Annotated in this window: 19 protein-coding genes; all 19 read left to right on the top strand. The window is 38.3% G+C overall.

Translation table 11 applies throughout. From position 1 onward, the window contains the following. The first annotated feature begins 60 nt into the window (after window positions 1-60). The 19 genes from EYS08_RS10600 (at window position 61) to EYS08_RS10510 (ending at window position 21,682) form a co-directional block, all read left to right on the top strand. Window positions 61-621, top strand: coding sequence for a sigma-70 family RNA polymerase sigma factor (locus tag EYS08_RS10600; protein ID WP_131030016.1), 561 nt, complete (start codon window positions 61-63; stop codon window positions 619-621). Window positions 622-727: 106 nt separating this feature from the next. Then, window positions 728-1,750, top strand: a complete 1,023-nt coding sequence (locus tag EYS08_RS10595; protein ID WP_131030015.1) for a FecR family protein — start codon at window positions 728-730, stop codon at window positions 1,748-1,750. 195 nt (window positions 1,751-1,945) lie between these two features. After that, a complete protein-coding gene (locus EYS08_RS10590; RefSeq protein ID WP_131030014.1) occupies window positions 1,946-4,876 on the top strand; it encodes a TonB-dependent receptor domain-containing protein in 2,931 nt (976 codons plus the stop codon). A 48-nt stretch (window positions 4,877-4,924) separates the two neighbouring features. Next, on the top strand, window positions 4,925-5,830 hold the full coding sequence (locus EYS08_RS10585; RefSeq protein ID WP_131030013.1) for a sugar phosphate isomerase/epimerase family protein: 906 nt from the start codon (window positions 4,925-4,927) through the stop codon (window positions 5,828-5,830). Between the two features lie 279 nt (window positions 5,831-6,109). Then, on the top strand, window positions 6,110-6,694 hold the full coding sequence (locus EYS08_RS10580) for a gluconate 2-dehydrogenase subunit 3 family protein (RefSeq protein ID WP_131030012.1): 585 nt from the start codon (window positions 6,110-6,112) through the stop codon (window positions 6,692-6,694). A 24-nt stretch (window positions 6,695-6,718) separates the two neighbouring features. Continuing rightward, entirely contained in the window at window positions 6,719-8,419 is a 1,701-nt protein-coding gene (locus tag EYS08_RS10575; protein ID WP_208745838.1) for a GMC oxidoreductase, read from the top strand. Window positions 8,420-8,503: 84 nt separating this feature from the next. Continuing rightward, window positions 8,504-9,661: a Gfo/Idh/MocA family protein gene (locus EYS08_RS10570; RefSeq protein ID WP_131030010.1), complete on the top strand. Its 1,158-nt coding sequence runs from the start codon at window positions 8,504-8,506 to the stop codon at window positions 9,659-9,661. Between the two features lie 9 nt (window positions 9,662-9,670). Then, a complete protein-coding gene (locus EYS08_RS10565) occupies window positions 9,671-10,729 on the top strand; it encodes a sugar phosphate isomerase/epimerase family protein (RefSeq protein ID WP_131030009.1) in 1,059 nt (352 codons plus the stop codon). A 79-nt stretch (window positions 10,730-10,808) separates the two neighbouring features. Beyond that, complete coding sequence (locus EYS08_RS10560; protein ID WP_131030008.1) at window positions 10,809-11,195, top strand: c-type cytochrome; 387 nt, start codon at window positions 10,809-10,811, stop codon at window positions 11,193-11,195. 31 nt (window positions 11,196-11,226) lie between these two features. Beyond that, window positions 11,227-12,684, top strand: a complete 1,458-nt coding sequence (locus EYS08_RS10555) for a Gfo/Idh/MocA family protein (RefSeq protein WP_131030007.1) — start codon at window positions 11,227-11,229, stop codon at window positions 12,682-12,684. A 174-nt stretch (window positions 12,685-12,858) separates the two neighbouring features. Continuing rightward, entirely contained in the window at window positions 12,859-13,539 is a 681-nt protein-coding gene (locus tag EYS08_RS10550) for a 3-keto-disaccharide hydrolase (protein ID WP_131030006.1), read from the top strand. A gap of 162 nt (window positions 13,540-13,701) precedes the next feature. After that, window positions 13,702-14,919 carry a nucleoside permease gene (locus EYS08_RS10545; protein ID WP_131030005.1) on the top strand — a complete coding sequence of 406 codons (1,218 nt, stop codon included), beginning with the start codon at window positions 13,702-13,704 and terminating at the stop codon, window positions 14,917-14,919. A 2-nt stretch (window positions 14,920-14,921) separates the two neighbouring features. Continuing rightward, complete coding sequence (locus EYS08_RS10540) at window positions 14,922-15,812, top strand: hydroxypyruvate isomerase family protein (RefSeq protein WP_131030004.1); 891 nt, start codon at window positions 14,922-14,924, stop codon at window positions 15,810-15,812. A 10-nt stretch (window positions 15,813-15,822) separates the two neighbouring features. Beyond that, entirely contained in the window at window positions 15,823-16,698 is an 876-nt protein-coding gene (locus tag EYS08_RS10535; RefSeq protein WP_131030003.1) for a sugar phosphate isomerase/epimerase family protein, read from the top strand. 9 nt (window positions 16,699-16,707) lie between these two features. After that, window positions 16,708-17,577, top strand: a complete 870-nt coding sequence (locus tag EYS08_RS10530; RefSeq protein WP_131030002.1) for a sugar phosphate isomerase/epimerase family protein — start codon at window positions 16,708-16,710, stop codon at window positions 17,575-17,577. Window positions 17,578-18,090: 513 nt separating this feature from the next. Further along, entirely contained in the window at window positions 18,091-19,080 is a 990-nt protein-coding gene (locus tag EYS08_RS10525; RefSeq protein WP_029274013.1) for an aspartate-semialdehyde dehydrogenase, read from the top strand. A 66-nt stretch (window positions 19,081-19,146) separates the two neighbouring features. After that, a complete protein-coding gene (locus EYS08_RS10520; protein ID WP_131030001.1) occupies window positions 19,147-19,749 on the top strand; it encodes a CDP-alcohol phosphatidyltransferase family protein in 603 nt (200 codons plus the stop codon). Window positions 19,750-19,897: 148 nt separating this feature from the next. Then, complete coding sequence (dacB, locus tag EYS08_RS10515) at window positions 19,898-21,304, top strand: D-alanyl-D-alanine carboxypeptidase/D-alanyl-D-alanine endopeptidase (protein WP_131030000.1); 1,407 nt, start codon at window positions 19,898-19,900, stop codon at window positions 21,302-21,304. A gap of 39 nt (window positions 21,305-21,343) precedes the next feature. Further along, window positions 21,344-21,682: a hypothetical protein gene (locus EYS08_RS10510; RefSeq protein ID WP_131029999.1), complete on the top strand. Its 339-nt coding sequence runs from the start codon at window positions 21,344-21,346 to the stop codon at window positions 21,680-21,682. Window positions 21,683-21,687: the final 5 nt, after the last annotated feature.

Here is a 21,687-nt window from a genome sequence, read left to right as displayed (position 1 = left end):
TTATATTTCAACATTAATTTTATTACATTTACTACACTTACCCGCATAACCAAATAAAAAATGACTCACACTGAGCCTGAAAAATCTAATGATTTACTTGATCGCTTAAAACTGGACGATAAGCAGGCTTACGAAAAAATATATTTCACCTATAGTAATGAGCTTTTATTGGCAGCCTATAAAAAAACAGGCGACAAAGTAATTGCTGAAGAACTGGTGCAGAATATCTTTATCTCCCTTTGGGAAAAGCGGCAGGAAGCAGTGATCAATAATCTCCAGGCTTATTTGTTCGGTGCCTTGAAGCTAAGTGTAATTAACCACATCAGGAGCCTGGTTATGGAGAATAAATACATGGAGTACCAAACCCTAATCTATTCAGAAAACCATCAGGACACCACTAATCTGGTCGATCTGCACGATCTGTCTTCCATCATTGAAGAAGGCATCAACTCCCTTCCAGAAAAAACACAGGAAGTTTTCAGGCTGAGCCGATACCAGCACCAATCTACTAAAGATATTTCTGCTGGTTTAAATATCTCCGAAAAAGCTGTAGAATACCATATTACCCGCTCAATTAAAAGAATTAAAGAATATATTAAAAATTTCTACATCTTTTTATAGCTGATTATCAATCAATTACAAATTATTATAACTTTTTCACCTCCTACCTTTAGGGGTTCGCACTCCTTGCGTTACTTGTATAGTATAAAGCCAAATATTCTTTCTTATGGACCAGAAATCATTTTACGATTTACTAAGCCGTTACGAAAACGGAAATTGTACCGAAGCCGAAAAGCTTTGGGTAGATAAATGGTATCATGGTTTAAATAACAGGGATTTTAAAGATCTATCGTCAACCGCGCTCGAAGAAATGCAGGCCAATACCTGGCTAAATATCAATAATATTGAACGCAAACCAGCACCAACATTAAAGGTTAAAAGGATTTGGCCAAAATTTGCAATCGCGGCATCTATTATGGTTGCCTTTTTTATAGCTGGATTATATTTAATGCGCTACAACCATGCAGAACAATCTTTTATTGATGAAAACAGCAGTTTAAACTTAATCAGCAAAACCAATGATACTGATCGTTTCATCATTATATCGCTTAGCGATGAAAGCACAGTAACACTTAAACCGCAGGCCAATATTATTTATCCAAAGGTTTTTGCTGTCAATAAAAGAATGGTTTATTTAAAAGGAACAGCTTTCTTCTCGGTAAGTAAAAATCCTAAGCGTCCGTTTTATGTGTACAATCAAAAACTGGTTGTTCGTGTTTTGGGTACCAGCTTTTGGGTAAAATCATCAACAGATAAACTTCCAGCCCAGGTTGCGGTAAGGACCGGGAAAGTTCAGGTAGAAGAAAATCAAAAAAAATCGCTGTTTACTTTCTCTAAAGAAAAATTAGCTCAACCAATTCTGCTTACACCAAACCAAAAGGGCGTTTTTTCCAACCACAGATTAAATAAAACATTGGTAAGCAAGCCTATCCCATTGGCCGAAGCTTATAACATACCCACAAACTTGAACTACAACTTTAAAGAAGAAAGCATTAAAGAAATTTTCAAAACCTTATCTGAAGCTTATGGGATAGAAATAAAATCGGATAATGAGCAGATTTCGACCTATACATTTACTGGAGATTTAAGCAAAAAAGGGCTATATGAGCAGCTCGACCTGATCTGTGGAACCATATCAAGCAAATATTACATCCGGGGAACCAGTATTATGGTTTCCAATAAAAACTAACCAAATATATAAACAAGATGAATAAGAACCACAACACCAACAGCCCATAACTGCGGCTCCATTTTCCATAATATTTTTCTAAAAAACAAAGCCGACAATGTGGGGCATTGCCGGCGAGTTAAATACATTAGAAATGTATTCATGGTATTTCTATGTCCAATAAATCCAATCATTTAATGAACAATAACCAAATTTATGAAAAAAAATCAACTTATTTCGCTGGCGATATATGCAATGAGAGTTTCGATTTACCAAATACTTGCAATAATAATTTTTACCTGTGGTGCTTTTGCCAAAAATGTCGACGCACAAGATTTTCTGAACAAATCAATTTCGATTAAAGCCGATCAAACAGATATTAAAACCATTATAGAAAAAACAGAACACTTAACCAATGTTAAATTTGTTTACAGCCCACAATTAATAAACTCCAATCGTAAAGTTTCTATTAATGTAGTAAACCAAAAACTTAAATACTTTCTTGAGAATTCGCTAAAACGTTATGACGTGGGATATAGGATAGTTAAAGATCAGATTCTGCTCTATTCTATTCCCGCCAATAACAACCTCGAACTACTAAAAGCCTTTGAAGGCATAGTTACCGGAAAAGTAACCGACAGTAGAGGGAATGCCATCCCCGGGGTATCGGTTACGGTTAAAGGAAAATCAATCGGGACCACAACCGACGAAAATGGCGCTTTTGCACTAAAAGGCTTAACTGTTGATAGTCGTGTAATCGTGGTGAGATACGTAGGTTTCATTTCCAAAGAAGTAAACCTATCACCAGGCAATGCCGACGAAAACCTGAGTATCAGTCTATCTGAAGATAACCTACAATTGGAGAGTGTAATGGTAACCGGTGGTAATCCAAAGAAAAAATTAGAAAGCAGTGTAGCCTTAACCTCGGTGAGTAATAAAGATATCACCAACCGGGCACCTTTAAACAGTACCGATTTATTAAAAGCAATACCAGGTTTAACGGTAGAAAGTACGGGCGGCGACGGTCCGGGAAATGTTTGGGTAAGGGGCTTTCCGCAGCAGGGTGGATATATCTTCTTGGGTATACAGGAAGATGGTTTACCGCTTTTACCAACAGGTTTCAACACCAACCCATCTGTAGATCAATACTATAAAACAGATCTGACTATCCAGAACATAGAAGCCATCAGAGGGGGCAACGCCTCAATTGTTCAGGCCAACACACCAGGCGCGGTGGTAAATAACATCAGTTATGTTGGTGCTGATAAACAATATGGTCAATTTAAGTTTACAACAGGTTTTTCGCAAGGTTTGTACCGTGTTGATGGCAACACCGGAGGCAAAATAAACGACCAGATCAAATACAACATCGGTGGTTTTTACCGTACCGATAACGGTGTGGTAGATCAAGGTTTTAAACCAGCTAACGAGGGTGGACAGATTAAAGGCAACATGACTTTTAATTTTAAGAACAACAAGGGCTTTTTCAGGGTGTATGGTAAATACCTGAATGATAAAGTTCAGTTCTTACTAACGAGTTATTACCCTTACGATGGTACCGGGAAACCAACTACTTACCGCGATTATGATATGGCCGCTCAATCGATTACGCCAACTCAAACAGATTGGAGTTATAACGATCCGGCAACAGGAAGCCATAATTTTAGTTTAACAGATGGAATCCACACCAAATTGGGATCGGGTGGTTTTCAGTTCAACTACCTAACTGATAGTGGCTGGCAGATTGTTAACAATTTCCGTTATCAGAATACCCATACCAATTCTACCTATACTGCCCCTGCAGGAATTGTAGCGAGAACAGCGGCAACACCTTATTACTACCCAGGTGGTTCAGTAGCACCTTTCGTAGCTGGAGATTATGTAATTACCTCTAATGCCCAAGGACAAATTAATAGTGATGTTCAGATTGTTGATTACCTGGATTTAAGAAAGAAAGTAAAAAACCACAGTCTTAACATCGGATTGGGCATCCACCAGTATAACCGGGACGATTTACGTTATGCTTTCCGTTCATTTACTGAATTTAAAGCGCTACCTAGCATTTTATTACAATCACCAACAGCTGCAGAACGTACCATCCAAACCAAAAACACTTTTATTGGCGATACGAGAACCCTATCTGTATATGCTGGTGACGAGATTAAAATATCTGAAAAATGGCGTTTAGATATTGGTGCCAGGATTGATAATCAAAATGTTAAAGGCGATAGACCTTATTATGCACTTAATGCCAATGGCACAGTAAATATTGCAGCAGCAGCAACTCCAACCATATTGGGTTATACCAGCTATGATGAAACACTAACCAACTGGGCAGCATCAATAGGTGCAAATTATAAGATAAGCACTACAGCAAGTATGTTTGCCCGGGCTACAAAAGCCTATAACGCACCTAATATAGGTGATTATAATGCTTCAGGATACAATGGCGCAAACATTAAAAAACGCCCGGTTTATTTAGGCGAAGTAGGTTTTAAATACGCCAAAAACAATCTGGCCATTTTTGCATCAGGAAGTTATTCTGCCATTAAAAATGTTTCATTAACGATTAATGTGCCTACTGCCGCAGCTGGCACACAGGCTTTGGTGGCCTTTGGCTCTACACGTACATGGAGTGCCGAGTATGAAGTTTCTTACAAAATATTCAAACCACTGAGCTTGCGCTTAACCGGAACACTGCAAGATTCTAAATACACCGATTACGAAGCAAATACAAGTGGAAATGCCGCTGTAGCTGCCGAATTTGGCGACCGTGTATATAGTTTTACTGGCAAAAGAACTGAAAGGGTACCTGTATTGAATACAGAGCTAGGTGCAAACTATGATTACAAAAACTTTAACCTGTATGTAGCAGCCAATTATGTTGGCAGTCGCTTTACCTCACCTAGCGGCAGTTATGAACTCCCATCCTATGTGGTAATGAAAGCTGGAGCAGGATATAATTTTACTAAAAAGATTTCAATAAGATTTTGGGCAGACAACTTGTTAAATGCAAAAGTGCTGACAGAGGGTGATGTTCGAGGAGATCAGTTCAGAGATTTCTCAACCGTAACCCCTGGCACATTAATGATTGGCAGAACATTACTTCAACGTACCTTCTGGGGATCATTAGCTTATTCATTCTAACAAATAAAACCGGAGTTTGCGCTCCGGTTTTTTTAATTCTAAAACATCATGACAACAAGAAGATCATTTTTACAAAAAGTAAGCTTTGCTAGTGCAGCAGCTTTTTTAAGTCCATCATTAGTTATAACAGCTTTAGCGGAGTCTGCTAAAGTTTCAAAAATCGGAATCGGCCTTTTCACTTTAAGGGAGCAGTTAACTGCAGATGTAAAAGCCACAATAGAACAGGTAGCTAAAATCGGTTACAGTCAGGTAGAAACCTATTATGGTTACCCTGGCAAATACGAAGTGAAAGGTTTTTGGGGTTTGGAAGCAAAAGACTTTAATACCTTATTAAAAGCAAATGGCCTCATCTCTCCTGGTGGCCATTATAATGTAAATGAATTTTTATCCTCAGGCGACGATAAAGTGCTAAAATCGCACATCGAAACCGCAGCCACGGTTGGCCAGAAGTATTTCGTTATCCCAGCTTTGCCTACCGATATCAGGGCCAATGGAACATTAGATGATTACAAGCGCATGGCCTCAAAATTTAACCAAGCGGCTGAGCTTTGCCAAAAATCAGGATTGAAATTAGCTTACCACAACCATAACTTCGAATTTAAAGATAAGGGCAATGGGGCTACAGGCTACGGAATCCTGCTCGCTGAAACCGATGCCAAACTGGTAGGTTTTGAACTTGATATCTTTTGGGCGGTAAATGCAGGCTTAAACCCCGTTGATATGTTCAAGAAAAATCCGGGCCGTTATAAAATGTTCCATGTTAAGGATATGGATAAAACAGACAAAGCAGTTTTCGTGGAAGTGGGTTCTGGCAGGATAGATTTCAAGCGCATTTTTGCTGCTTCTAAATTGGCTGGAGTAGACTATATTTTTACAGAACAGGACATCATCATGAAAGCACCTTATGAGAGTATTACTGAAAGCTATAACTACATCAAAAAAAATCTACTTTAAGCAGATTCTCTCCTTAAAAAATCGGAGTTTTTAGATTTATTAGTAAATAATATACTTACCTATACTAAATGTACTTTTTACACCAAGTAAAATTGACATAAAAACACGTTTTAAACCACAATAGAGAGTCAAAAAATCATTTATTTAGAACAATTCTACCAAGTAACAATCACATTGCAAACCGATAATTTAACTTAAAAAAGTTATTCTTTCCGTTATATTTTTTCTAATATTACTAATTCAACACATAAGTAACCAATATATAAAATCATAAAGACGATGCACAGAAGAGAAGCACTCAAAAACGTTGCATTTTTGCTGGGAGGAGCAATCTCAGCAAGTACAATGGGCGTTTTATTTGAAAGTTTTACGCTACCGGAAAATGAAAAGAACTTTGTCCTCTATTCACTGGAAGACGAAAAAATTTTCGCTGAATTCGCTGATATTATTGTCCCGACTACCAAATCATCTGCTGGTGCTAAGGCTGCAGGTTTAGGGAAGTTTATCCCGATGATGATGAAAGATTGTTACCCTGCCACCATGCAAACCTCATTTGCGCAAGGCTTTAAAGATCTTCAGGCTAAATCAATGAAAGATTTCGGAAAAAGTTATATCACTTTAACACCAGCCGATCGTAAAAAACTAATGATCGATTTAAGGGCAATCGCACTTGCCCAAAAAGCGAGCAAATCAGAAGAGAATAAAGATTTAGCTTACTTTTTTATTACCGCAAGGGATTTAACCCTACTTGGTTATTATTCTTCAGAAATTGGTTGCACCAAAGCACGCGAATATGTGCTTATTCCAGGCCGGTATGATGGCAATGTGCCATTAAAACCAGGTCAAAAATCTTGGGCAACCTAATTTCTAAAACAACAACAAAACATCATGAATTTAAATACAAATTTAAAAGCAGAAAATACTTACGATGCTATTGTTATAGGATCGGGAATTAGCGGTGGCTGGGCTGCCAAAGAACTTACAGAAAAGGGCTTACGCGTGTTGATGCTCGAAAGAGGAATGAACATTGAACACATTACAGGTTACGAAACAGCAATGAAAAATCCATGGGATTTTAAACATGCCGGAAAACTGACCGAAGAGCAAAAACGTACTCACCCGGTACAAAAAAGAGATTATCCTTACCAGGAAGCAAATGAAAAATGGTGGGTAAACGATTTAGAATGTCCATATACGGAAGATAAACGTTTCGATTGGTACCGTGGTTTCCACGTAGGTGGAAAATCGTTAATGTGGGGCCGCCAAAGTTATAGATTTAGTGATCATAACTTTGAAGACAATGCAAAAGATGGACACGGAAGCGATTGGCCTGTTCGTTATGCAGAACTTTCGCCATGGTACGATTATGCAGAACGTTTTGCGGGGATTAGTGGCTCAAAAGAAAACTGGTCTACCTGCCCTGACGGACAGTTTTTACCGCCAATGGATTTAAATATTGTAGAAAAATCGGTTAAAGCACGTATTGAAGAGCATTATAAAAGAGAACGGATTATGATGATTGGCCGTGTTGCCAATCTAACTGTACCACATAAAGGCCGTGGCAATTGCCAGTACAGAAATTTATGTAGCCGAGGCTGTCCGTTTGGCGCTTATTTCAGTACTCAGTCTTCTACCCTTCCTGCAGCAATGGCAACTAAACGCTTAACGTTAAGGCCATACTCTATCGTAAATCACATTATTTATGATAAAGACACGAAAAAAGCCAAAGGTGTAATGGTTATTGATGCTGAAACCAACAAAACGATGGAATTTTATGCTAAAATCGTCTTTGTAAATGGCTCTACACTAGGTTCAACATTCGTTTTATTAAACTCTACATCAGAAGCACATCCAAATGGATTGGGTAATGGTAGCGGTCAGTTGGGCCACAATTTAATGGATCACCATTTTCGTTGCGGAGCATCTGGAGAGGCCGAAGGTTTTGATGACAAATACACTTATGGGCGCCGTGCAAACGGAATCTATGTACCTAGATATCAAAATATTGGAAACGATAAACGAGACTACCTGCGTGGTTTCGGTTATCAGGGCGGTGCAAGCAGAGCAAATTGGCAAGATGATGTAGCTGAATTGTCTTTCGGAGCAGATTTAAAACAAAAAATGACCACTCCAGGCAAATGGTCTATGGGCTTGGGCGGTTTCGGAGAGATGTTACCTTATTACGAAAACAAGGTATACATCGATAAAACCAAAAAAGACAAATGGGGACAACCCGTATTGGCTATCGATTGCGAATACAAAGAGAACGAGAAAAAAATGCGTGTGGATATGATGAATGATGCAGCCGAAATGTTAGAAAAGGCTGGTATGAAAAACGTCAAAACATTCGATAATGACTGTTATCCAGGTATGGCGATCCACGAAATGGGTACCGCAAGGATGGGTAATGACCCGAAAACTTCTGTACTGAATAAATGGAACCAGATGCACGAAGTAAATAATGTTTTCGTAACTGATGGATCTTGTATGCCATCAATCGCTTGCCAAAACCCATCGTTAACATTTATGGCTTTAACTGCCCGTGCCTGCGATTACGCTGTAAAAGAATTAAAGAAAAAGAACATCTAGAAAGGTTTAAGGTAAAAGGTTTAAGGTGTAGGGGTTAATGTCCCTTTGCCCTAAGCCTTTAGCCCTATGCCCCATACCTCAAAAATGAAAAGAAAATTAAGAATGGGCATGATAGGCGGTGGAAAAGACGCTTTTATCGGTGCCGTACACCGTTTGGCCGCGAATATGGATGGCCTTATTGAATTATCTGCCGGAGCTTTAAGTGTAAATCCCGAAATTGGATACGAATCTGGAAAATTACTTTTTCTTCCAGATAACAGAATCTACACGAATTACGAAGAAATGCTGACCAAGGAAAGTGAATTGCCTGCAGATGAAAGAATTGACTTTGTAACCATCGTTACCCCAAATTTTGCTCACTTTGCCCCTGCAATGATGGCTTTAGATAAGGGTTTTAACGTGGTGATTGAAAAACCAATGACTTTAACTTTGGAAGAAGCAAAACAGCTTAAAGCTAAAGTAGAAGAAACGGGCTTAACGCTATGTTTAACCCATACCTACTCTGGTTACCCAATGGTTAAACAGGCCAAACAAATGGTTAGCGAAGGTGCTTTAGGCGCAATCAGAAAAATCATGGTCGAATATCCTCAAGGCTGGTTAAGCACCTTATCAGAACGCGAAGGAAATGCGCAGGCAGCCTGGCGCACCGATCCTTCTAAAACGGGAAAAAGCGGTAGCATGGGCGATATCGGTACACATGCCGCTCATTTAGCAGAATATATTTCTGGTTTAAAAATTACTAAAATCTGTGCTGATTTAAGTATTGTTGTTCCAGGTAGAGCCATTGATGATGATGGAAACGTATTGTTAAAATTCGATAACGGTGCCAATGGTGTTCTTGTGGCATCGCAAATTGCTGCCGGAGAAGAAAATGCATTGAAGATTAAAGTATACGGCGAAAAAGGTGGCATGGAATGGCACCAGATGGAACCTAACACTTTAATTGTGAAATGGTTAAATGCCCCTACTCAAATTTACAGAACAGGCAACGGTTATATGGGCAGTTTAGCACAGCACAATACCCGAACTCCTGGTGGTCACCCAGAAGGTTACTTAGAAGCATTTGCAAATATTTATAAAAACTTTGCATTAACAGTAGATGCGAAATTAAATAACGAGCAACCTACCACTGCAATGTTAGACTTTCCAAGTACTGATGATGGAATTAGAGGAATGGCATTTATCGAAAATGTAGTGGCTTCTAGCCAATCAGACCAAAAGTGGTTAGATTATAAATTATAACAATAAAGCATGACAACGATAAAAGGACCAGCAGTATTTTTAGCACAATTTATAAGCGATGAAGCCCCATTTAACTCTCTAGACAGTATTTGTAAATGGGCAGCAGGTTTAGGTTTTAAAGGCATTCAGATGCCAACCTTGGATACAAGATTTATTGATCTTCAAAAGGCTGCCGAAAGCAAAACCTATGCTGATGAACTGAAAGGAAAAATCGCTTCTTATGGCTTAGAAATTACCGAACTTTCTACACACTTACAAGGTCAATTGGTTGCGGTACACCCTGCTTATGATGATCTTTTTGATGCCTTTGCACCAAAAGAAGTACACAAAAATCCAAAAGCCAGAACAGAATGGGCCGTGCAGCAAATGAAATATGCGGCTAAAGCTTCTCAAAACTTAGGTTTAAATGCACATGCTACATTTAGTGGTTCATTATTGTGGCAATATTTCCATCCCTGGCCACAGCGCCCTGCAGGATTGGTTGAAGAAGGTTTTGCAGAATTGGCAAAACGCTGGACACCAATATTAAACGAATTCGACCAATGTGGCGTTGATGTTTGCTACGAAATACATCCAGGCGAAGATTTATTTGATGGAGAAACCTATGAAATGTTCCTCGCTGCGGTAAATAATCATCCTCGGGCATGCTTATTGTATGATCCATCACACTTTGTGTTGCAACAATTGGATTACATTCAATACATTGATTTTTACCACGAACGCATAAAAGCCTTCCACGTTAAAGATGCAGAATTTAACCCTACAGGCAAACAAGGCACTTTTGGTGGATACCAGAGTTGGGCAAACCGTGCTGGTCGTTACCGCTCGCCAGGTGATGGTCAGGTTGATTTTAAAACCATTTTTAGTAAATTGGCGCAATATGATTTTAAAGGTTGGGCCGTTATGGAATGGGAATGCTGTATCAAAAACCAGCAAGATGGTGCCAGAGAAGGTGCAGATTTTATCAAAAAGAACATCATTAATGTAACCGATAAAGCATTTGACGATTTTGCAGCATCGGGTAGTGATAGCGCTTTCAATAAAAGAATATTAGGATTACAAGATTAACAAAACACACATGAAAGCCTGCATAGAATAAAACATCACCGCTTATGCACGCTTAATGCGATTAAAAACAACACACAACATGAAAAAAACATTTTTAATTTTAGGCGCTGTAGTCATTTTTATGGCGTCGTTTTCAAAAGCCGATTTAACGAAGGAGAAAACTGTGGTTGCAATTGCAACAGTAACAAGCCATGCGGCTTTTCAATCAAATCCAGGAGAAAAACTGATCAACAAATCAGACTGCCTGGGCTGCCATAACAAGACCAACAAAATTATTGGTCCTGCATACGTAGAAATTGCAAAAAAATATCCGGCTACCGAGAAAAACATCAACATGTTAGCCGATAAGATTATTAAAGGTGGAACAGGGGTTTGGGGCAATATGCCGATGACTGCGCACGCTACCCTTAAAAAAGACGATGCAAAATTAATGGTAAAGTATATCTTATCTTTAAAGAAAAAATAATCGACCCCAGTTAGCAAATCGATTTACTTATATGAAAACAGAGCAAGAAAATAAAAACACGAGTAACCGCCGTGATTTTATTAAGACCACAGCTATTGCCGCTGCTGCGTTTATGATCGTGCCCCGCCATGTTTTAGGTGGCCCCGGTTATTTAGCACCAAGCGATCGTTTATTAGTTGCCGGTATTGGTGTTGGCGGAAAAGGCCAAAGCGATTTAAGCATGTTTTACAAAAGCGGAAAAGCAGACATTGCTTTTTTATGCGATGTAGACGATCGCCGTGCAGCAAATAGTGTTAAAGCTTTCCCTAAAGCAAAATACTATAAAGATTGGCGCGAAATGTTAGATAAGGAACATAAAAATTTCGATGCTGTGTCTGTTTCTACTCCTGATCATAACCATGCCATCCAGGCTTTAGCAGCTATGCAATTGGGTAAACACGTTTATGTGCAAAAACCTTTAACACATGATATTTATGAAGCGCGGATTCTAACCGCAGCAGCAAAAAAATATAAAGTGGTAACCCAAATGGGAAATCAAGGTGCATCAAACGATGGTCCACGCCAAATGAAAGAATGGTACGAAGCTGGTTTAATTGGCGATGTACACACGGTTTACGCATGGACTGATAGACCGGTTTGGCCACAAGGCATTCCCTGGCCCAGCAAAAAAGCAGAAATTCCTAAAGAATTAGATTGGAATTTATGGTTAGGAACGGCCCCTGAAAAGGATTTTGTAGATAAGCTAGTTCCATTTAACTGGCGTGGTTGGTGGGATTATGGCACTGGCGCCTTGGGCGATATGGGCTGTCACCTAATCGAAGCTCCATTTAGCGTATTAAACTTAAAATATGCAAAAGAAGTTCAGGCCAGTGTAGGTTCTGTTTATGTAGATGAATTTAAACGTGGCTATTTCCCTGAAAGCTGCCCTCCATCAAGCCATGTTACCTTAAAATTCCCTAAAACAGAGAAAACGCTGGGTGATGTTACTTTACACTGGATGGACGGTGGCATCCAACCAGAACGTCCGGAAGAATTAGAAGCAGATGAAACTTTTGGCGATGGTGGTAATGGTACCTTGTTTGTTGGAACTAAAGGCAAAATGATGTCTGAAACGTATAGTGCAAATCCAAAATTGCTGCCTTTAAGTAAAAACAAAGACATTAAGGTAGCACCAAAATACACCCGTGTACCAGATGGCGCGAATGGGCACTATAAACAATGGGTTGAAGCCGCAATTGCGGGTTATGGTAAGCAAGAAGTAAGTTCACCTTTCGAAATTGCCGGTCCATTAACAGAAGCTTTACTGATGGCAAATTTGGCAATCAGAAGTTTCGATATCAAAAAAACGGTAAATGGTAAAACAACTTACCCAGGCAGGTACACTAAAATGCTTTGGGATAACGACAATATGAAAGTTACCAATTTTGACGAAGCCAACCAGTTTGTAAAACGCGAATACCGCAAAGGCTGGAACAATTTAACACTTTAATTAATAAGTACATTCGTCATTGCGAGGCACGAAGACAACCGAACGCAGAGCGTTCATGAATACCTATAAAAACATAAGTAAAAATGAATAATCCTACAGCTGGCAAAAGGTTCAACATATCTTTTCTTCAGCATTAAGATTGCCTCATACCTTGTATGACAACAAATAATAAAAATGAAAAAAATCTTTCTTTCTGCTTGCATCTTGTTAAGCTTAACACAAATATCAAAGGCTCAAAAGGGCTTTAAGCCACTTTTTGATGGTAAAACAACAGCAGGCTGGCATACTTACAACAAAACTACGGTTGGTAGCGCCTGGCAGGTTCAGGATGGTGCCCTTCATTTAGATTTAGCTGCCAAAGGTAAAGACGGTGGCGGCGATTTGGTTACCGATAAGGAATACGGCGATTTCCATTTAAAGTACGAATGGAAAGTGGCTCCAAAAGCAAATAGCGGTTTAATTTTTTATGTTCACGAGGAACCTAAATACCATGCTACCTATTCTACAGGTTTAGAAATGCAGGTTATTGATAATGATGGCCACCCAGACGGAAAAATCACTAAACACCGTGCCGGCGATTTGTACGATCTGGTAAAAAGTTCATCGGAGCCGGTTAAAGCTGTTGGCGAATGGAATAAAGCAGAAATCATCAGCAAAAAGGGCAAACTAACGCTAATTTTAAATGGTGTTGAAGTAGTGAAAACCAGCCTTTGGGATGATAACTGGAAAAAGATTGTTGCAGGCAGCAAATTTGCAACATGGGAAAACTGGGGTACTTTTAAAACAGGTAAAATTGCCTTACAAGATCACGGAGATGAGGTTTGGTACAAAAACATCTCTATTAAAGAACTATAATTGAGGTTTAAGGCGTAAGGTAGAAGCTAAAGGTTTCTTTTCTTTCGCTTAAACCAGACATTTGAGTTAGAAAGCGGGAAAGCATAACGTTTATCCGCTTTCGTATTAACCTACACCCTATACCTTTAACCTTATACCTTAATACAACCTTATATAAGCCAAATGAATAGCACTACTCGCTTTAAACTCTCTGCCATGATGTTCCTGGAATTTTTTATCTGGGGCGCCTGGTTTGTAACCATGGGAACTTACCTTGGTAAAAATCTTCTATCAAACGATGTACAAATTGGTTCAGCCTATAGTACACAATCACTAGGCGCTATCATTGCACCATTTATCATCGGATTAATTGCAGACAAATTTTTCTCTGCGCAAAAAGTGTTAGGCGTATTACATTTAGTTGGAGGTGTACTCTTATGGGTTGCTGGAACGTCTTTAAATTTTGATAGTTTCTTCCCTTTCATATTAGGATATATGATTGCTTACATGCCTACTTTAGCATTAGTGAATTCAATATCCTTCAAACAAATGCAAGATCCAGGGAAAGAATTTCCTTCCATCAGGGTATTCGGAACAATTGGATGGATTATTGCGGGGTTAGTAATTGGATGGTTAAACTGGGAACAGAGCGGTAACTTAGTATTTACATTCAAAATGGCATCCGTTGCCTCGATCATTTTAGGATTATTTAGTTTCTTTTTACCAAACACTCCTCCCGTTAAAAAAGGAGAAAAAACAACTTTTGGCGAGATCATTGGCTTAGATGCGATTGGCTTGTTAAAAAACAAATCATATCTTTTATTCTTCTTAGCATCTGTTGCTATCTGTATTCCACTAGCATTCTATTACAATTTCACCAATCCCTTTCTTAACGAAGTTGGCATGAAAGGTGCAGCAGGAGTTCAATCCTTAGGGCAGGTATCTGAAACCCTATTTATGTTATTAATGCCTCTATTCTTTGCTCGTCTTGGTGTAAAAAAAATGCTTGCAATTGGTATGATTGCATGGGTTGTTCGTTACCTTTTCTTTGCATTTGGAAATGCAGATTCAAACTATTGGATGCTGATCGGTGGAATTGTTCTACATGGCATTTGCTATGACTTTTTCTTTGTTACCGGACAAATTTATACTGATAGATTGGCTGGAGAAAAATTCAAAAGTGCTGCTCAAGGCTTTATTACTTTGGCAACCTATGGCGTTGGTATGTTAATCGGTTCGATCATCTCAGGTATGGTAGTTAATAAATATGTTGTAGAAGGTGGCCATATTTGGCAAAGCATATGGATCATCCCAGCAGGCATAGCAGGATTAGTTGCGCTACTATTCTTATTATTCTTCAGTGATAAAAATAAACCAGTTACTGAAGCTAACCCGATATAATTATGTCTACAAAACTGGATAGAAGAAATGCTTTAAAGAACATCATCGCAGGAACTGCTGCGATTGGTGTTTCTTCAGGGTTTTCAGCCTTAGCAATGGATAAATCAGAATCAGATCAGCCACTAAGGCTAAAAGGAAATATCAATCATGCCGTTTGCCGTTGGTGTTTTAGCGGTTTAGATGTAGAAACGCTTTGTGTTGAAGCTAAAAAGATCGGCATTAAAGGCATTGATTTAGTTGGACCAAAAGATTGGTCAACTTTAAAAAAGCATGGCTTAGAATCGACTATGTGCAATGGTGCGGAGATTAATTTAGTGGATGGTTTTAACGACGAAAAATTCCATGAAAAGTTAATTCAAAACTACACCGCAATGATTCCACTTGTTGCCGAAGCAGGCTACAAAAACCTAATCTGTTTTAGTGGAAACCGCCGTGGTAAAGATGACGAAACAGGCTGGAACAATTGCGTTAAAGGGTTGAAACAATTAATCCCATTGGCCGAAAAACACAATGTAGTGCTAGTAATGGAGTTATTAAACAGCAAAATTAACCATAAAGATTATCAATGCGATAGAACTTCCTGGGGAGCTGAACTTTGCAAACGCTTAGGATCTGAAAATTTCAAATTGTTATACGATATTTATCATATGCAGATTGATGAGGGCGATGTAATTAGAAACATCAGGGATAACCATCAATACATAGCCCACTACCACACTGCTGGTGTTCCGGGCAGAAATGAAATCGATGATACGCAGGAGTTATACTATCCTGCTATAATGAAAGCCATTGCCGAAACTGGCTTTAAAGGTTTCGTTGCACAAGAATTTATACCTAAAAATGCAGATAAAATAGCCTCGCTAAAAAAGGCAGTTTCTATTTGCGACATCTAAAAATATACCTATGTTATCAAGAAGAAGTTTTATTTTAAACAGTAGTATGGCTGCAGCTGCAGCACTTTTGGTTCCATCATTTGCTTGTGTGGCTTCCGATAAAAAATCAGTTGGTCTGCAGTTATATTCTTTGAGAGATGAGCTTCCGAAAGATGTAAAAGGAACCATAGCTAAAGTAGCTAAAGCCGGCTTTAAAGAAGTTGAAACCTATGGTTTTTCAATAAAAGATCAATTTTGGGGATTAACACCAGCCGAATTCAAAAAATTGCTTGATGATAACGGATTAACTGCACCAAGTGGCCACTACGGTTTAGGCAGCTATTTAACCGATGGAAACACTGAAGAATTAAAAGCAGCAATTGAAGCAGCCAAAGTACTTGGAAGTGAATATGTAACCATTCCCTGGTTAGATGAAAGCATCAGAAAAAGTGCTGAGGACTACAAAAAAATTGCAGTTAAAATTAACGAGGCCGGAAAATTGGCGAAAGAAGCGGGTATCAGGTTAGCTTACCACAACCACAATTTCGAATTCGATAAACAAGGTGATACCACTGGTTACGAAATCCTGCTGAAAGGAACCGATAAAAATCTTGTTGATTTTGAACTTGATTTATATTGGGTAGTTCGTTCAGGAAACGACCCAATCAAACTATTCAAAGAAAATCCAGGCCGTTTTACCATGTGGCATGTTAAAGATATGGATAAAGCAAACCCAGCATTAAATGCTGAAGTAGGAACCGGTTCTATTAATTTCAAACCTATTTTTGCCGATGCAAAACTTTCGGGCATGAAACACTTCTTTGTAGAGCACGAAACTAATTACAAGCCAAACCCAATGGAATCTGTTGCAGCAAGCTGTGCATATATTAAAAAAGAAATTATTTAAATTTAAGAGATGAATTCAAGAAGAACATTCTTAAAACAGGCAGGATTAGCTGCCGGAGCTGCATTATTAATTCCATCGTTTGCCTTTGATAAAGTAAACAAAAATATTGGTTTACAATTGTACTCTTTACGTAATGAACTGCCAAAGGATGTAAAAGGCATCATCGAAAAAGTGGCACAAGCCGGATACAAAGAAGTAGAAACCTATGGTTTTTCTAACGGAAAATTTTGGGGCTTAACACCAAAAGAACTTAAAGCATTATTAAATGCAAACGGTTTAAAAGCACCAAGTGGTCATTATCATATGGACGACTTTGTAAAAACTGGAAAAACAGATAGATTAAAAGCCGATATCGAATCTTCGGCAGCCATTGGTGGTAAATACTTTACCATTGCTGGTGCGCATGTAGATATGAGCAAAGGTGTAGATGGCTTTAAGAAAACCGCTGATGATTTTAATAAGGTTGCTGAAATTGCAAAAGCAGCTGGCTTAAAATTCGCTTACCACAACCACGATTTCGAATTTAAAAAATTAGGCGATACTACTGGTTATGATGTTTACTTAAGCGAGACCGATAAAAACCTTGTAAATTTCGAATTGGATTTATACTGGGTAGTACGCTCGGGTAACGACCCATTAGCTTTGTTTAAAAAATATCCAGGCCGTTTCCCTATGTGGCACGTTAAAGATATGGACAAAGCCAAACCAGAGTGGAATACCGAGATTGGCAAAGGTTCTATTGATTTTAAAAGCATTTTTGCGCAGGCAAAACTTTCGGGCGTGCAGCATTTCTTTGTAGAGCACGAAACCAATTATCAACCTGATCCGGTTGGCTCAATCAAAACAAGCTGCGATTATATCAAAGCCAATTTGATTTAAATTTTCCAAACCCCGCAGGTTTCAAAAAAACTGCGGGGTTTTCTGCACCAAGACTTCCAAAGGTCACTAATACTTTGCCTATTAGAAACTTCTGAAACCTCCGTTTGGACGTTCACTAATGCACTAGTGATCTCTTCATGTTAGATCTCGGCTGACTTAGGTTAATTAAACCTGATAGAACGGCAATACTTTTTAATTGCTGTACCTATAAATCTTGTTGTCTGCAACCGATGAAACAGATGCTTCGTGCCTCAGCATGACAGTAGTTGTTTAAAAAGATTATAGTGATAGCAGGACTTTCGTAACCGATACGCACTGGAACCTGCTTTCCAAAAAAGAAAACAACAGTTTTTAATATCTAAAGCTTTATGTCGTCGACCATATTTTCTATTGTAAACCAAAAATTTCAAATATTAAAAGCAAATTTAATTGGTAACAATAGGGATATAAGCTTTATTTTTAGCATATTTGGGCTTATATCAAATGTTTAATAATATATAATTAAAATTTAAAATGAAAGTAGCAGTAGTAGGTGCCACCGGATTGGTAGGCACTGTCATGTTAAAAGTATTGGAGGAAAGAAATTTCCCTTTAACAGAGTTGATTCCCGTAGCATCAGAAAAGAGTGTTGGCAAGGAAATTACTTTTAAGGGTAAGAAGTTCCCAATTGTTAGCATGGATACTGCAATCAGCATGAAACCAGATATCGCTTTGTTTTCAGCAGGTGGAAATACTTCATTAGAGCATGCTCCACGTTTTAAAGAAGCCGGAACAACCGTTATCGATAACTCTTCTGCATGGAGAATGGATCCTGCAATTAAATTAATTGTACCAGAAGTTAATGCACACGAACTTTCTATCGATAACAAAATCATTGCTAACCCGAACTGTTCTACCATTCAAATGGTAGTGGTTTTAAAACCTTTACACGATAAATACAAAATTAAACGTGTAATCGTTTCTACCTATCAATCGGTTACAGGTACAGGTGTTAAAGCTGTTGAGCAGCTAATGAACGAGCGTAAAGGCATTGATGGCCCTAAAGCTTATCCATACGAAATTGATTTGAATGTTCTTCCACATATCGATGTTTTCACAGATAACGGATATACCAAAGAAGAAATGAAAATGGTTAAGGAAACGAACAAAATCATGAGCGATGATAGCATTAAAGTTACCGCTACTACAGTTCGTATCCCGGTAATGGGTGGTCACTCAGAATCAGTAAACATTGAGTTCGAAAATGACTTCGATTTAGCTGAAGTGCGCAGTATTTTAGAAAAAGCACCAGGCATAATCGTTGTTGATGATGTTGCCAACTTAAAATACCCAATGCCAAAAGATGCTCATGAAAAAGATGAAGTTTTTGTAGGCCGTATCCGTAGAGACGAATCAGCGCCTAAAGCTTTAAATCTTTGGATTGTTGCTGATAACTTGCGCAAAGGCGCTGCCACTAATGCCGTTCAGATTGCCGAATATCTAATTCAGAAAGAATTAGTTTAATCAATATCCTCAAGAAAAGTCCCTCGGTGTAAAATCGAGGGACTTTTTTTATACCCTCTCTCCAATATGAAACATATTCCAATCGCTTTAATATATTCCAGGTTACTGATTGGTTTTATAATAATTCTATTAAGCTTTTTCCACGTCAATCATTATTCTTTTCTTGCAATCACATTATTATCGATCGGTTTATTAACAGATGTATTCGATGGAATAATAGCCAGAAAACTCAATATCTCCTCCGAAAAATTACGCCGCTTAGACTCTAGCATCGATCAGGTATTTTTTATTTCAGTAGCCGTTGCTACTTATATCCAATGTCCCGATTTTTTCAAAATCAACCTGGTAAAACTGATTGTACTTGGTGCTTTCGAAGCTTCAACATACGTACTAAGTTATATAAAATTTAAAAAGGAAATTGCTACCCATTCTATTGGAGCTAAAATCTGGACGTTGGTTTTGTTCTCAACCTTAGTCGAAATTATGGTTCATTGCGAATCGGTGGTATTATTTGAACTTTGCTTTTGGATCGGGCTGGCAACGAGGTTAGAAATACTTGCCATTGTTTTCACACTAAAAAAATGGACCAACGATGTGCCGACTATCTATCACGCAGTAAAATTAAGGCAGGGAAAAGAAATTAAACGCAACAAACTGTTTAATGGATAAATTTGCTGTAACATAAAAAAAGAGATTATAATCACTAAATTACATATAAAAAAGAGATCATAATCACTAAATTATATATAATTTAGTGATTACGAATTTTAGATCAACTAGACTAACCTTTTGATCTAATAATCTTTTACTTGTAAAAATGAAATTTTTCAAATTACTATTACTGTTTGTTTTCTCAGCAACAGTTACACTTGCTCAAAATAGAATCCAGAATCTCGAAAAAGCCTTCAACAATTTATTAAATGATGAACAGGCAAAACATGCAATTGCTTCACTTTGCGTTTTAGATGCCAATACAGGAAAAACATTATTTTCCAAAAACGAGCAGATTGGTCTTGCCACGGCTTCTACGCTGAAAACCATTACTGCGGCCACGGCTTTCAGTATTTTAGGGAAGGATTTTCAATTCCAAACCACATTGGCCTATACCGGAACAATTACTACAGATGGAATATTAAAAGGAAACCTGATCATTATTGGCAGTGGCGATCCAACTCTGGGCTCCTGGCGATATCAAAACAAAGAGAATGCAGTTTTAACGCAATGGGTTACTGCAATAAAATCTGTCGGAATTAAAAAAATTGAAGGCACAATAATTGGCGATGATCGCGTTTTCGGCACACAAACAACACCTGATGGCTGGGTTTGGCAGGATATTGGCAATTATTATGGTGCCGGGACTTCTGGCTTAGCATGGAGAGAAAATCAATTCGATATTCATATGAAACCTGGAAGTAGTACAGCAGATGAAGTGAAGATTATAAAAACAGTTCCGGCTACACCTTATGTGCAAATTGTAAATGAATTAAAAACTGGCGATCCAGGATCTGGAGATCGGGCCTATGCTTTTTTTCCTCCGTATAGCAATACGGCCTACATCCGAGGTAGCTGGGGCATGGGCATTAGCAAATCGGGCATTTCAGTCGCAACCCCCGACCCTGCTTTTGATTGCGCTTATCGTTTACAGGATACTTTGAAAAGATTGGGTATTTCGACCGGCCAGCAAGCCACAACGGCAAGGTTAATAACCTTGAACAATCAGGTCATTCCTTCGGTTACACAGAAAATAAGCACCATTAGCTCGCCTAGTTTAAGTGAAATGACCTACTGGTTTTTAAAGAAAAGCATCAATTTATATGGCGAATCACTTTTAAAAGCCATTGCATTAAAATCAGGCAAAGCAGGTACAACAAGTAAAGGAGCGGAAACCGAAATCAATTTCTGGGCCGATAAGGGCATTGATAAAACGGCATTAAACATTATTGATGGCAGCGGACTTTCTCCGGGAGATAGAATAACAACTTCGGCAATGGCGAGTATACTTTTCCAGATCCAGAAAGAAAACTGGTTCGCAGATTATTATAAGGCCTTACCCGAGTACAACGGTATGAAAATTAAAAGTGGAACGATAAATGATGTTTCGGCATTTGCAGGATATCATACTGATGCTGCAGGCAATAAATATGTAATCGTTATTAATATCAATAACTATAGCGGAAGCGGGATTAACAAAAAATTATTCAAGGTATTAGATGGACTCAAATAAAATTAACTGATATAAAATATGGCACATTTTATAAAAAACATGCAAACTGTTGATGGATTGATTTCGAATTTATATAAAGAAGTTTCTTTTGAAGAAATAACTAAAAAAATTACCGTTCTCATGGAACAACAAGGCTATAAAGTCTTCGACCAGCAATATGGAAATTTAATTTTAGAGAAAGGGAGCCGAACCAAACGGCTTTTATTAGGCGCATTTGCAACCTATTATAAATTTAGCGTAACCATGTCACCTAGTACTGAAAACGGACTTATTGTAAATGTTTTTCAGCAGTCGAGTGGCATGTCTGGAGGTTTAATCGGTATGAATCAGATAAAAACAGAGCTTACAAGATTAAACTTTTTATTCGCGAATATTTAAGGCAG

It is taken from the genome of Pedobacter kyonggii (assembly GCF_004310665.1).
GTDB lineage: Bacteria > Bacteroidota > Bacteroidia > Sphingobacteriales > Sphingobacteriaceae > Pedobacter > Pedobacter kyonggii.
This window is presented reverse-complemented; position numbering and strand designations above follow the sequence as displayed.

What these genes read in the sequence shown, in the direction of transcription:
- EYS08_RS10560 (WP_131030008.1), top strand. Translation starts at nt 10,809, where the DNA reads ATGAAAAAAACATTTTTAATTTTAGGCGCTGTAGTCATTTTTATGGCG.
- EYS08_RS10565 (WP_131030009.1), top strand. Translation starts at nt 9,671, where the DNA reads ATGACAACGATAAAAGGACCAGCAGTATTTTTAGCACAATTTATAAGC.
- EYS08_RS10510 (WP_131029999.1), top strand. Translation starts at nt 21,344, where the DNA reads ATGCAAACTGTTGATGGATTGATTTCGAATTTATATAAAGAAGTTTCT.
- EYS08_RS10535 (WP_131030003.1), top strand. Translation starts at nt 15,823, where the DNA reads ATGTTATCAAGAAGAAGTTTTATTTTAAACAGTAGTATGGCTGCAGCT.
- EYS08_RS10570 (WP_131030010.1), top strand. Translation starts at nt 8,504, where the DNA reads ATGAAAAGAAAATTAAGAATGGGCATGATAGGCGGTGGAAAAGACGCT.
- EYS08_RS10590 (WP_131030014.1), top strand. Translation starts at nt 1,946, where the DNA reads ATGAAAAAAAATCAACTTATTTCGCTGGCGATATATGCAATGAGAGTT.
- EYS08_RS10595 (WP_131030015.1), top strand. Translation starts at nt 728, where the DNA reads ATGGACCAGAAATCATTTTACGATTTACTAAGCCGTTACGAAAACGGA.
- dacB (WP_131030000.1), top strand. Translation starts at nt 19,898, where the DNA reads ATGAAATTTTTCAAATTACTATTACTGTTTGTTTTCTCAGCAACAGTT.
- EYS08_RS10555 (WP_131030007.1), top strand. Translation starts at nt 11,227, where the DNA reads ATGAAAACAGAGCAAGAAAATAAAAACACGAGTAACCGCCGTGATTTT.
- EYS08_RS10525 (WP_029274013.1), top strand. Translation starts at nt 18,091, where the DNA reads ATGAAAGTAGCAGTAGTAGGTGCCACCGGATTGGTAGGCACTGTCATG.
- EYS08_RS10600 (WP_131030016.1), top strand. Translation starts at nt 61, where the DNA reads ATGACTCACACTGAGCCTGAAAAATCTAATGATTTACTTGATCGCTTA.
- EYS08_RS10550 (WP_131030006.1), top strand. Translation starts at nt 12,859, where the DNA reads ATGAAAAAAATCTTTCTTTCTGCTTGCATCTTGTTAAGCTTAACACAA.
- EYS08_RS10520 (WP_131030001.1), top strand. Translation starts at nt 19,147, where the DNA reads ATGAAACATATTCCAATCGCTTTAATATATTCCAGGTTACTGATTGGT.
- EYS08_RS10530 (WP_131030002.1), top strand. Translation starts at nt 16,708, where the DNA reads ATGAATTCAAGAAGAACATTCTTAAAACAGGCAGGATTAGCTGCCGGA.
- EYS08_RS10580 (WP_131030012.1), top strand. Translation starts at nt 6,110, where the DNA reads ATGCACAGAAGAGAAGCACTCAAAAACGTTGCATTTTTGCTGGGAGGA.
- EYS08_RS10540 (WP_131030004.1), top strand. Translation starts at nt 14,922, where the DNA reads ATGTCTACAAAACTGGATAGAAGAAATGCTTTAAAGAACATCATCGCA.
- EYS08_RS10575 (WP_208745838.1), top strand. Translation starts at nt 6,719, where the DNA reads ATGAATTTAAATACAAATTTAAAAGCAGAAAATACTTACGATGCTATT.
- EYS08_RS10545 (WP_131030005.1), top strand. Translation starts at nt 13,702, where the DNA reads ATGAATAGCACTACTCGCTTTAAACTCTCTGCCATGATGTTCCTGGAA.
- EYS08_RS10585 (WP_131030013.1), top strand. Translation starts at nt 4,925, where the DNA reads ATGACAACAAGAAGATCATTTTTACAAAAAGTAAGCTTTGCTAGTGCA.